The 13017-nt window shown below is 34.9% G+C and carries 8 protein-coding genes; 1 reads left to right on the top strand and 7 read right to left on the bottom strand.

Annotated features, from left to right (window positions below):
• Positions 1-390: 390 nt before the first annotated feature.
• Positions 391-1425, top strand: coding sequence for a hypothetical protein (locus MTX13_RS01145; protein WP_250432536.1), 1035 nt, complete (start codon positions 391-393; stop codon positions 1423-1425).
• 869 nt (positions 1426-2294) lie between these two features.
• Here MTX13_RS01145 and MTX13_RS01150 read toward each other — a convergent pair.
• From MTX13_RS01150 to MTX13_RS01180, 7 genes are all read right to left on the bottom strand, one after another.
• Positions 2295-2735 (bottom strand): heavy-metal-associated domain-containing protein, encoded by a 441-nt coding sequence (locus tag MTX13_RS01150; protein ID WP_250432537.1) that lies wholly within the window; start codon positions 2733-2735, stop codon positions 2295-2297.
• 32 nt (positions 2736-2767) lie between these two features.
• On the bottom strand, positions 2768-4543 hold the full coding sequence (locus tag MTX13_RS01155; protein WP_250432538.1) for an efflux RND transporter periplasmic adaptor subunit: 1776 nt from the start codon (positions 4541-4543) through the stop codon (positions 2768-2770).
• The gene (locus tag MTX13_RS01160; RefSeq protein WP_250432539.1) at positions 4533-5015 is read right to left on the bottom strand and encodes a DUF305 domain-containing protein; all 483 of its coding nucleotides are present in this window, start codon (positions 5013-5015) and stop codon (positions 4533-4535) included. The genes MTX13_RS01155 and MTX13_RS01160 overlap by 11 nt, the downstream gene beginning before the upstream one ends.
• Positions 5016-5032: 17 nt before the next feature.
• Positions 5033-7534 (bottom strand): heavy metal translocating P-type ATPase, encoded by a 2502-nt coding sequence (locus MTX13_RS01165; RefSeq protein ID WP_250432540.1) that lies wholly within the window; start codon positions 7532-7534, stop codon positions 5033-5035.
• Between the two features lie 3 nt (positions 7535-7537).
• Positions 7538-8761: a TolC family protein gene (locus MTX13_RS01170; RefSeq protein WP_250432541.1), complete on the bottom strand. Its 1224-nt coding sequence runs from the start codon at positions 8759-8761 to the stop codon at positions 7538-7540.
• Positions 8758-12459, bottom strand: coding sequence for an efflux RND transporter permease subunit (locus MTX13_RS01175; protein ID WP_250432542.1), 3702 nt, complete (start codon positions 12457-12459; stop codon positions 8758-8760). The genes MTX13_RS01170 and MTX13_RS01175 overlap by 4 nt, the downstream gene beginning before the upstream one ends.
• Before the next feature lie 108 nt (positions 12460-12567).
• Positions 12568-12981, bottom strand: a complete 414-nt coding sequence (locus MTX13_RS01180; protein ID WP_250432543.1) for an HYC_CC_PP family protein — start codon at positions 12979-12981, stop codon at positions 12568-12570.
• Between the last annotated feature and the right edge of the window lie 36 nt (positions 12982-13017).

Genomic DNA, 13017 nt, shown 5'->3' on the forward strand with positions numbered 1-13017 from the left:
AAACTTACTTTTCTTCGGACTTGGTACGGACTTGACACGAAGTTGTACCTTCCGTTGAAATATATGGCAACTTTTATGCTATTCGTTGGATATGGATTTTGTTGCTTTAGATTGCTTCCTTTTGCATCAGAAATAAAAAAATGAATATTTTTTTTACAAAGAAAAAGAGAAAAAAGAAAGCCGTTTCTTTGATGGCGTTGACATACTGTCAAGTTTTTTGGAAAAAATATTGCTAAAGGAAAGGGTTTTGAAATTTGCGCCTAAACATAGGTGCAATATTTTTTTCAAAACCCGTAGGGCTTGAACTTTATAGTATGATGAGCGTTGGATGAAGGAAGCCATCTATCTTTGCAATCTTTTTTTTACTTTACCTCTATTAAAAACTCAAAAATGAAATGTAATATCTGTTTAAATAAAGAAGCTGATAAAAAAGGATCACATATAATACCTGCATTTATCCTAAAAACTCTATTCGAAAGAAATAAAGAGTTTGTAGTTTCAATTGGAAGTGAAGCTGTACAAAATCACATTGGTCGAGAATTGACACCAGAACAAATAGAGGAATATATGGGAAGAGAACTTACAGATGAAGAAATTGAACAAAACTATATCCCTTTTATTGAAGACAATATCTTTTGTAGCGATTGTGAAAAAAGGCTTGGATATTTAGAGTCCTTATATGCTGATAAAATCCATAAAAAAATAAGTATTTTAGAATGTGATAAAGATGATGTTATTTCTTTTGAAAATAAAATAGGATTAATTTCTCTATTCTGGTATTCTGTAATTTTAAGGTTTTCTATAGCCCAACATAATAAATTTACTCTTAAAGAGAAGGAACATAGAGCCATAAGAAATTATCTGAATAATAATCTGAAAGACTCAATACAAGAGCTGAAAAGTCACGTTGAAAAAGATATTTCTTTGAATTGCCCTTATCCTATCGGGATTTTTTTTAATTCCAATGCTGTAAAAAAATTAACCAGTAATAGTGTTTTAGATATTCCAAAGTATAAAAATCCATATTTTTTATTATTTAATGAATACATCATAATTTTTTACAATAAGGCCACACAAGTCAATGGAATGAAACACTCTTTTTTTGGGCTTGAAAAATCATTTGAAGCAACCAAGAATATTAACTATGATAAACAAAAAGAATGTCAAATCTGTATAGTCAAAAATGATGTTTGGGAAGAAATTAAAACTAATATCTTCGAGTTATTTGCAAAATTTAAGCATAGAGAGTTTGTAGATATGTTCAGATTTGTTGCTGAACATTCAAAATTATCTTTTACAAGACAAAATATAGTAAACTTTGTAAATAGAATTTTATACGAGGACACTCACATTGCTGATAGATACGATAGAATACGTGTTCTTACAATATTAGCAGAAGAACTCAATAAATTACCTAAAACATAATAAGCAGGTAATCGCGTAGCGTATGGCGATAGCCATAATAGCGAGCCGCCAGCGAGTTGAGCAAGGGTGGTGTGGGAAAATAGCCCGATAGGGCTACCACGCCTACGTTGAAAACGCAAGGGTGGCACAGGTTTTTGATGCCGTTGGCTTTAGCTTGGGTGTAGCGTGGGAAAGCAAGTGTAACAATTGAAGGAAGCTATTGAAGGATGGTTACCGTTTTTAAATTTTAGCAATTGTGAGTGCTTATGGTTATTTAATTTATAAGGATTTAAGTAGATTAAGGAAATTGAGGATTATAAAATTCACTAACGAGCAATTGCCAATTTAAAAATGGGTTATGTGGTGGCTGAAATAGCTGACTGAATGCGTTACTCTTGCTGTGCGTTTGCAATATAGAATAATCCGCTTTTGGATTTAAAAGACTATTTAATCAGTTATTAAAGCGGTTTTAAAAGTATTCGGATACTTCAAATTTCTTGAAGCGGTTATTGTATATGCAAAAGGGCTGCCTTCAAAAAATGTGACACCCTGATTAGCCCGCAGCGAACAGCAGGCGAGCCAAATTATTAAGCAGCGGTTGTACCCCAATTTATGTTTTGTGTGCCACCAGCACACACCTTATTGGGGTTTGGGGTGCAAGAGTAGCTGCGGGTGAGGAAGTTGTGTAGTGTGTGAAGTAAAGCAAATACATAGTGCTAACGAGGATGTGTCACCGCAGTAGTGCTATGTATGGTAAGCACCAATGCAACGCATTTGTGATTATGCTTTATGAAACAAAATGGAACAACTGACGAACACCTTATTACCTGCCCTTTTAAAATTAAAATGTAAAAAAAGAGCCTTCCGAAAAAGACTCTTAAATTATTTGCTTAATGATCGTGATTTGAATGGACATCACTTTTCATTTCACCAGATTGATTCATTATCATTTCGTGATCGTATTGGCAACAACCAGGTAAATTTTTATAGGCTTCTTCATTTCCTGCTACTTTTTCAGTATCATACCCTGAAGCTGCGATTGCATTATGAATTGCCATTGCATCTGTTTTGGTATCATCAAAAGAAACATCAATCTTCTTTTTATCAACATCCCAATTGGCACTTGCCACACCTTCTACACTATTGGCTGCTTTTTCAATGGTATTTTTACACATCCCACAATTACCTCTTACACCAAAAGATAAGTCTGTCATTGCTATTTCATTTGACACTTCTGTTGTTGTAGTTTCTTCAACTTTTTTAGTTTCGTTTTTACAACTTGTTAAACCCATAGCTACTATTACAGCTACACTTAAAATTACTTTCTTCATTTTTTAAAATTTAATTGTTATTACTTGATTTATCATTCTATTACTTGTTTTACTTCTCCACAGGTTAGCATTGCTTCGCCAAAATATGGATTGATTACTTTTTCTTCTTTGCTTAACCAATAGGCTCCGTTATTGTTATCTGCCATAGGGCAAAATTCTACATAGACTTTTTCATTGACACCAAATATTTGAACCGCTTTTATTAAATGTGAAGACAAATGTTTAAAATGATTCCTTTGAGTTTTAATGTCTTGAGAACCGGCTATTGATGTCGTAGAAGCTTTTATGTCGCCAACTAATGACATCCAGTGATTGTGTGCTTCATCCTTAAGCAATTTCATATCTGTCTTACTCAAATTTGATAGTAACGAAGTTGCATTTTGCGAACTGCCTTTTGCGTCTTCTTTTACTAAAGCATCTTTTAAATTGATGTAATCTTTGTATACTTCTTTTAATTGCTCTTGAAATTTCTCCGATACTTTTAAGCGTTCATTCATATTAGTATGGTCACTTTCTTTTTTTGATGTATTATTATCCATACCTAAATGACCTTCGTGACCTGTCATTGTTTTGCCACCTTGCTTATTCATCATTGATTTTTTGCCTTGTAATTGTGCTGCTGCATCAACTGTAAATGTTCCGTTAGTTACGATTTCATTGCCATTGGATAAACCTTCTAATACTTGATATTCATTACCAATTTGATTACCCAACTTAACTTCACGCATTTCAAAAATGGGTTGGTCTGGATTTGATTTTAAATACACTACAGAGCGCTCACCTGTCCATAGCACAGCAGATGAAGGAATCTTTAAGGATTCCTTATTTTCATCTTTAACACCATCAACATTTGCAGTTACAAACATTCCTGGTTTAAACACATCATCTTTATTGTTTAGAACTACACGCAAGGTTACTGTTCTTGTTTTTTTATTTAAAACAGGGTCGATAAAGTCAACTTTTCCGTTAAATACTTTATTTGCATAAGCGTTAGTAGCTATAGAGACTTCTTGTCCTTTTTTAAATAATTCTATCTGGTTTTCATAAACATCAAAATTTGCCCAAACCGTGTTAAGATTAGCAATTTTTAATAAAGGCTGACCTTGCTTAATATAATCGCCTTGTTCTACTAATTTTTCGGTAACTGTACCTGAAACGGTTGCATAGACTGGAACGTTTTCTTTCACTTTTCCAGTTTGTTCTATTTGATTAATTTGACTTTCAGAAAGTTTCCAAAGTTTTAATTTATTACGTACAGCTTTGTATAAAGCAGGTTGCGATTCTTTTAAAGAAGCTGCTGTAATGAGTTCTTGTTGTGCTGCATATAATTCTGGTGAATAAATGGTTGCTAATAGCTGACCTTTACGAACTTCTTCACCTGTAAAACTCACATTCAAACGTTCAATTCTACCCGAAAAGTAACTGACCTGTACTGCATTGGCTTCTTCATTTTCAGCTATTTTACCTGATAGTTTTATGATTCCATTTTCGACTGAACCATTACCAACCACAGTAGTTTGGATATTAGCCAAAGCCATTGCATTAGCTGTTAATTTAAACTGGTCTGCTGTTAATCCATCTGCACCATCTTCAGCAGGAATTAAATCCATACCACAAATAGGACAATCGCCTGGTTCTGGTTGCATAATTTGCGGATGCATAGAGCACGTCCACATTTGATTGGTTTCTGTTACTTGATTATGGTTATGATTTGTGTCCTGTTTTGATGTTCCGCCAAACAATAACCAACCAAATAACAAACCAATAGCGAGTATGCCGATATAAATTATTATTTTGTTATTTTTCATTTTCTAATCGTTTTATCATTGCTTTCATTTCTTCTATTTCCTTGCGTTGTGCTTCAATAATATCTTCTGCCAGTTTTTTTACTTCTGGGTCTTGAATATCTGCCCTTTCACTTGTTAAAATAGCGATAGAGTGATGAGGAATCATTGCTTTCATCCAAAGGACATCACCAATAATTGGTGCTTGTGCTCTTACTAACCCTAAAGCCCCTATAAACAGAATAAAACTACCTGCAAGAATTGCTATATTTTTCTTTCTATCATTATACATTTTTCGCATAAAAAACCACATTATTACTGCCATTGCTGAAATACCCAAGCAAGTCATATAGAATCTTGATAAACTAAAATACACGTGGTCTATTGAATAGGTATTTAAATACATTGTAATGTACATTGCTACAAATGAGCAAGCCAACATTATAAAGAAGGTTTTATAGTTTCCTTTGTTTGAGTGTTCTTTTGAATTTTCCATATTATTTAATTTTATGGTTATACTTTAATTGTTCTTAATCGTAATGCATTACCTATAACTGAAACAGAACTAAAACTCATTGCTAAAGCTGCAATCATTGGTGATAATAAAATTCCAAAAAATGGAAATAACACACCTGCCGCTATAGGAACGCCCAATGTGTTATAGATAAGTGCAAAAAATAGGTTTTGTTTAATGTTCTTCATTACTGCACTACTTAAATGACGAGCTTTAACTATACCGTGTAAATCACCTTTTACCAATGTAATCATAGCACTTTCAATAGCGACATCTGTTCCTGTACCCATTGCAATACCTACATCACTTTTTGCCAATGCAGGTGCATCGTTGATACCATCGCCTGCCATAGCAACCACTTTACCATTGTTTTGAAGTTTCTCGACTTCTTTTAATTTATCTTCGGGTAACATACTCGCTTTAAAATCTGCCAGATTCAACTCTGATGCTACCGCTTGGGCTGTGTCGTGATTATCTCCTGTAAGCATTATCACATCAACACCATTATTTTGCAGTTCTTTTATAGCTTTTGCACTGGTATATTTGATTTTATCACCTATAACTACATAACCAACCACTTTTTTATCGATAGCTAAATATGAGACTGTTTTCCCTTGTTTCTGATAGGTTTTAGCTTCTTCCTTCATTTTAGAGGTGATTTCAGCATTTGCGTATTCCATCATTTTTGGATTACCTAAAGCCACTTTTTTATTATCAATTTCAGCTTCTACGCCCTTTCCTGTAACTGCACTAAAATTGGCAGATTTTAAAATTTCAGCATTAAGTTCTTTACCATATTTTACTGTTGCTTCTGCTAATGGATGTTCACTGTTGGTATTTAACGAGACGATGTATTGAAGTACCTTTTTGTCGTTATAATTATCACTAAAAGAACCTACGGTTTCAACTGTGGGTTTACCTTCTGTTATAGTTCCTGTTTTATCTACAATAAGGGTATTTACCTTATTCATTTTTTCTAATGCTTCTGCATTTTTAATCAATACACCATTTTGAGCACCTTTACCCACACCAACCATAACTGACATTGGTGTTGCCAAACCTAAAGCACAAGGACAAGCAATAATTAATACTGCGATGGCATTAACAAACGCATATACATAGGCTGGTTCTGGTCCCCAAATAGCCCATATTGCAAACGTTATTAATGATATAATGACAACGACAGGTACAAAATACCCAGATACCTTATCGGCTAAATTTTGAATGGGTGCACGACTTCTACTGGCATCATTTACCATATGAATAATTTGGGATAACAGCGTGTCACTACCTACCTTTTCTGCTCTCATTAAAAAGGATTGGTTGCCGTTTATTGTACCGCTGCTGACTTTATCATCCTTAATTTTGTTAACTGGAATAGGCTCGCCTGTTATCATTGATTCGTCTATACTGGTTTCGCCTTCGGTAATCACCCCATCCACAGGTATTTTATCACCCGGTTTTACTTTAAGAATGTCGTTGAGTTCTATCTTGTCAATACTTACTTCAACTTCTTCACCTTCAACTATTTTTATAGCTTTATTGGGTGCTAATTTGAGTAATTCTTTTACTGCTGAATTGGTTTTACTGTGTGCACGAGCTTCTAATAATTGACCTAACAACACCAATGTTAAAATAACTGTTGCAGCTTCAAAATACACGTGAACTGCTCCCGATTCGGTTTTAAACTCATTAGGAAACACATCAGGAAATAACATACCAAAAACACTAAATAACCACGCTACACCTGCACCTATACCAATAAGTGTAAACATATTGAGGTTCCACGTTTTAATGCTTTTGTAAGCTCGTTCAAAGAACATCCAAGTAGCATAAAACACGACAGGTATGGATAAAATGAATTGTACCCAATTCCAATATTTCTGTTCCATTATATCGTATAACGGATTGTTATGTAGCATTTCACTCATAGCTATTAAGAAAATGGGCAAGGTGAATGCTGTTGCTATCCAAAACTTTTTCAATAGTTTTTTATAGGTCTTTTCTTCAGCAGAAAGGTCTGGTTGCATTGGCACTAAATCCATACCGCAAATAGGGCAAGAACCTGCTTCATCTTTTACAATTTCTGGATGCATCGGGCACGTCCATTGCTCTGCATTTGATGTTGATAGATTTTGTTCTTCAACCAAGTCCATTCCACATACAGGGCAATCGCCTGGTTTATCGTAGGTTTTATCACTTTCGCAATGCATTGGGCAGTAAAAAGTACCTGTCCCTTTGCCTTTTGGTGTTTCTTCTTTTTTAGATTCTGAATGATGGTGGTGATCTTCTTGATTATGGATACTATATTTACCACCATCATCTTTTAAAGCCTTTTGAAATGTTTCTAAAGAAATATGCTGTTCCATTTCTATAGTGGCTTCGGCTTTTTCTAAATTAACCGATGCCTTTGAAACACCTTTTACTTTTGAAAGTGTTTCTTCAACGTGACTGCGACAACCGTTACAAGTCATTCCGTGTATATGATATGTATGTTTCATTGTTTACTGAATTAAATAATTAATTATGACACTTTGAACATAGTAGGTTTTAATGGATTCTATTTGGTTCATTTGAAACTTTAATTGCAATTCCTGTATATCCAAAACATCATTAAAATTAATCGTTCCTGTTTCGTAGCTTTTGATTAAAATATCTTCTGCATCTTTAGCCTGTTTTAAGTTTTTGGTTTGGGTGGCATAACTAATTCTTGCAGAAATTCGTTCGTTAATTGCCTTGCTTAAAAGGGTTTCCAAAATATTCAAGCGCTCTTGTTTTTGTGAAAGAATCTCTTGTTGTTCCAGTTCGTTTTGTTTGGAAATAGATTTGTATTTCTTATTGAAAATGGGGATTGATACCGAAACCATAGGCATTACAATATCTTTACCGTTATCTGAAAAATCCATATCTGGTCTTTCTTCTACATTGATGTAATCTAACCCGAAACCAATCATTGGACTGCTTTCTTTTTGATTTAGTAATTCTGACTTTTCTACAGACTGATAGAGTTTGTCAAACTTTACTAATTCAGGATGTATCGATAGACTTTCAGTATTGATTTCAAAATCTTCTATCGGAATTGTTAAGCTATCTACAACTGAAACCTCAATTGTATTATCTCTATTTAAAAGATTATTAAAATTGGTTTGTTCTGCTAAAAACTGTTGTTGCAACACATCTTTTAATTGCTGTAAATCGTTTTGTCGCATTTGTAATCGTAATACATCTACTGCTGACGCTTTACCTACCTCAACAGAAGTCAATGCCATTGTTTCATAGGTTTCCAACAATTTAATATTATCAGTTAACACTTGCTGTTTTGCTTGGTTTGCATACAGATTGTAATAGGATTGTGATACCGAAGCCATCAATTTGCGTTTCGCAATAACAATGTCTTCGTATTTAGCATCTGCAAGTGACGTTACATAGTCTTCACGAGAGGTAATTGTACCAAACCAAGGTAACATTTGTTTTGCCGATACTTTAAAACGCTGTGCGCCTGTTCTGGTTTCGGGTTCGCTAACAAAGTAGCCCACACCAAATTCGGTGTTTGGAATGGTATTGACTTCATTCACTTTTTCTGAAACTCTTTTGTACTGTAACTCGAATTTTTGAATTTCGGGATTGTTTTCTAACGCTTCATCAATTAATGTTTCTAATTGTTGAGCGTTTCCTTTGAGACAAAAGAGAATTGACAAAAGAAAAAAGACTGTTTTTATATGTTTCATTTTGATGCTCTTTTAAGTTGAACTTCGGCTTTCCAGCTGTACAGTACTGGCACTACAAATAAGGTGATTAAAGCGATGAGCATTCCTCCAAAACTTGGGATTGCCATAGGAATCATAATGTCGCTTCCTCGTCCTGTTGATGTTAGTACAGGCAAGAGTGCTAAAATGGTTGTTGCTGTAGTCATTAAACACGGTCTAATACGTTTTTCACCTGCTTCTACAATAGATGCTCTAATTTCCTTTTTTGTTTCCGGTGAATTTCTATTGAATGTTTGTGTTAAATAGGTTGCCATTACTACTCCGTCATCAGTTGCAATGCCAAAGAGCGCAATGAAGCCTACCCAAACGGCTACACTTAAATTAATGGTGTGCATTTGGAATAAATCACGAAGGTTTTCATCAAAGACACTGAAGTTTAAAAACCACGATTGTCCGTATAACCATATCATTAAAAAACCACCTGCAAACGCTACTGCAATCCCTGTAAAAACCATTAATGATGTACCCACCGAACGGAATTGGAAGTACAGAATTAAAAAGATGATAGCCAATGCTAATGGTACAACTACCGATAAGGTTTTTTCGGCACGTAATTGGTTTTCGTAAGTTCCTGTAAATTGATAGTTAATGCCTTTTGGGACTATTAATTCACCTGCATCAATCTTGCTTTGAATCATTGCCTGCGCATTTTCTACTACATTTACTTCTGCATAGCCATCCATTTTATCAAACAACACATAGCCTACTAAAAAGGTGTCTTCACTTTTAATGACTTGTGGCCCTTGCTCGTAACGAATGGTTGCCAATTCGCTTAAAGGTACAGGACTACCTTTTTCAACAGGCACGTAAATTTGCTGTAAATCGGTTGGGTTAGCTCTTAATTCTCTTGGGTAACGCACACGTACACCATAACGCTCACGACCTTCCACGGTTTGGGTTAAGGACATACCACCAACAGCTACTTTTAATACGTTTTGCACCTCTTCAATACTTACACCATAACGTGCAATTTTTTCTCTGTCAATATCAATAAGTAAATACGGTTTACCTACAATACGGTCTGCAAAAACAGCTTCATCCTTTACACCTTCAGCTTCTTTTAAAATGGTTTCTAACTGCATTCCAAAAGCTTCGATTTCTTTTAAATCTTGTCCTTTTATTTTGATTCCCATTGGTGCACGCATACCTGTTTGTAGCATTACCAATCGGGTTTCAATAGGTTGTAGTTTGGGTGCTGATGTGACACCTGGTAATTTGGTGACTTTTACAATTTCGTTCCAAATATCGTCTGGTGATTGTATTTCGGGTCGCCAATTACGGTAAAACTCGCCATCATCGTCTGGGATTAGTTGTTCTTTTGCATTTAGAGATTGCCACGCTTCACGTTGCTCCGCTCGCAATGACATTCCGTTTTTTAATACATACTTACCATCATCGTTGACCTTATAGCGTTGACGTTCTCCTTTATCATTCAACATATATTCTGGTTTGTATTGAATGATATTTTCATACATTGATAATGGTGCAGGGTCTAAAGCCGATTCTGTTCTTCCTGCCTTACCAACTACGGTTTCAATCTCTGGAATACTGGCTACTGCCATATCCAATTGCTGTAAAACGCGCTTATTTTCTTCTACTCCAGAGTGTGGCATTGAAGTTGGCATTAATAGAAAAGAACCTTCGTTTAAGGATGGCATAAACTCTTTACCTGTGTTTTTCATTATGAAAAAGCCTGCTATGACAATTGCTGTAGGTATGGAAAGAAATAATAATTTATTGTCTAAACACCATCTTAAAATACGTGTGTAGTATTTAATGAATAATCCAAATACACCTAACAAGCCAAAACAAATAATAGCTACAAAAATGAGGTTTAAGAAGATGCTTTCGTTTACTCCTAACGGTCGCCAATATTCTGCTAATAAGAATACAATTGCCGAAGCAGAAATGATGATGTTGGCAAAGTTTGCTTGTTTATCTGAAATCTTGTTTTGAAGATTTAATAAAGCTGTGACACCAAAAGCGATGAGTATGATTCCTAACCAATATCCATAAATTATTGCTGCTATTCCTAATACTATTAAAACACCGTTTAAAGCATATTTAAAATGTTTTTGAATGCTCTTTTTTCGGAATAAAAAGGCCGCAAACGGTGGTATTAGAAATAAGGCTACAATTATGGACGCTGTTAAAGCAAAGGTTTTAGTAAATGCTAATGGTCTAAATAGTTTTCCTTCTGCACCAATCATTGTAAATACAGGAATAAAACTGATAATGGTTGTCATTACTGCGGTTACGATTGCACCAGATACTTCTGCTGTTGCGTTGTAAACGACTGTGTTTATTGGTAATTTGTTTTCGTTTTCGTCTAAATGCCTTACGATGTTTTCTGAAAGTATGACACCAACATCTACCATTGTACCAATAGCAATAGCAATACCTGATAGTGCTACAATATTGGCATCGACACCAAAGAGCTTCATTGCTATAAATACCATTAACACCGCAACAGGTAATAGCCCTGAAATCAATACGGAAGCACGAAGATTAAATACCATTATGATAATGACCAAAATGGTAATGAGTATTTCTAAAGTTAAGGCTTCATTGAGTGTACCCAATGTTTCTTGAATCAATTCTGTACGGTCGTAAAATGGTACTATAGTTACTTGTGATGTTCTACCATCTGCCAACGTTTTTGTAGGTAGTCCTGCGCTTAATTCGTTTATTTTGGCTTTTACATTATTAATCACTTCCATTGGGTTAGCGCCATAACGTGCTACTACAACACCACCAACCACTTCTGCACCTTCTTTGTCTAAAATTCCACGTCTTGTTGCAGGACCTAAAGACACTTTTGCCACATCTTTAATTTTGATAGCTGTGTAATCTTCTGAAGTTACAACTGCATTTTCGATGTCTGCTATGGATTTCACATAACCCAAACCACGTACCAGATATTCGGCTTGATTGATTTCTAAAGTCTGTGCTCCAATATCTCGGTTACTTTCTTTAACTGCTTTTACAATATGGTGCAAGCCAATATTATATTGACGCATTAACTCTGGGTTTACATCAACTTGATATTCTTGCACGTAACCACCAATAGATGCAACTTCAGATACACCACTTGCAGATGACAATGCATATTTTACATAGTAATCTTGAATACTACGTAATTCGTGCAAATCCCAACCACCCGTTACATTTCCATTTTCATCACGACCTTCGAGTGTGTACCAAAATATTTGACCTAATCCTGTAGCATCTGGTCCCAAAGCAGGATTAACACCATCAGGTAATAAACCACTTGGTAAGGAATTTAGTTTTTCGAGAATGCGACTTCGACTCCAGTAAAACTCTATATCTTCTTCAAAAATGATGTAGATACTGGAAAAGCCAAACATAGACGAGCTACGAATGGTTTTTACTCCAGGAATACCCAACAATGATGTGGTTAATGGATAGGTAATTTGGTCTTCAATATCTTGTGGCGAACGACCATCCCATTTGGTAAATACAATTTGTTGGTTTTCGCCTATATCTGGAATAGCATCTACAGCTACAGGGTTGCTTGGTAAAAAACCTGTATCCCAATTAAAAGGTGCATTTACAGTTCCCCAACCTATGAAAAGGACGAGTAGTAAAACTGCTACGAGTTTATTTTCTATTAAGAATTTGATGCTTTTGTTTAGCATTGGTTTTGATAATTAAACAGTTAGACATTGGCGTTAGGACAACACCGAATACAGCAAATTATCCTTATGGCAAAAAGCCATAGGATAACACAGTCTAAAGTTTAAGAATCAAATTAAATAGGTCTCGTCAATCTTGTAGATACGCCTTATGACGAGTGGCGGTTTGTATTCTTCGTAAGCCGTTACGTTTTTTTCTAAACCTTCAAAAAGGTTGATGTAAGTATATACAAAGGATGCAATGAATACTTGTTGCTCAAAAGAAATTTTATCAATGGTAAGTTGTAACTCATCTTGACCTTCAATTGATAATTGCTTATTATCACAACAATTTTTCTTGGTGATTGAACAGCTTTCTGTTGAAGGGTTGCCCATTTCCATTCCGCAACCTTTTACATTTTTTAGAAATGCTGTTTCAACCAAAGTACCGCCACAATAATGCATATTGACCGTAAATGACAATGTAGAGAATAACACTACAAAAGCCATTGCGAAAGCCATTATTTTATGCAATACTTTTTTCATTGTAATTGCAAAGTTACGAAATTTTAACAAATACTT

The sequence above is a fragment of the Hanstruepera flava genome (assembly GCF_023634025.1).
Lineage (GTDB): Bacteria > Bacteroidota > Bacteroidia > Flavobacteriales > Flavobacteriaceae > Hanstruepera > Hanstruepera flava.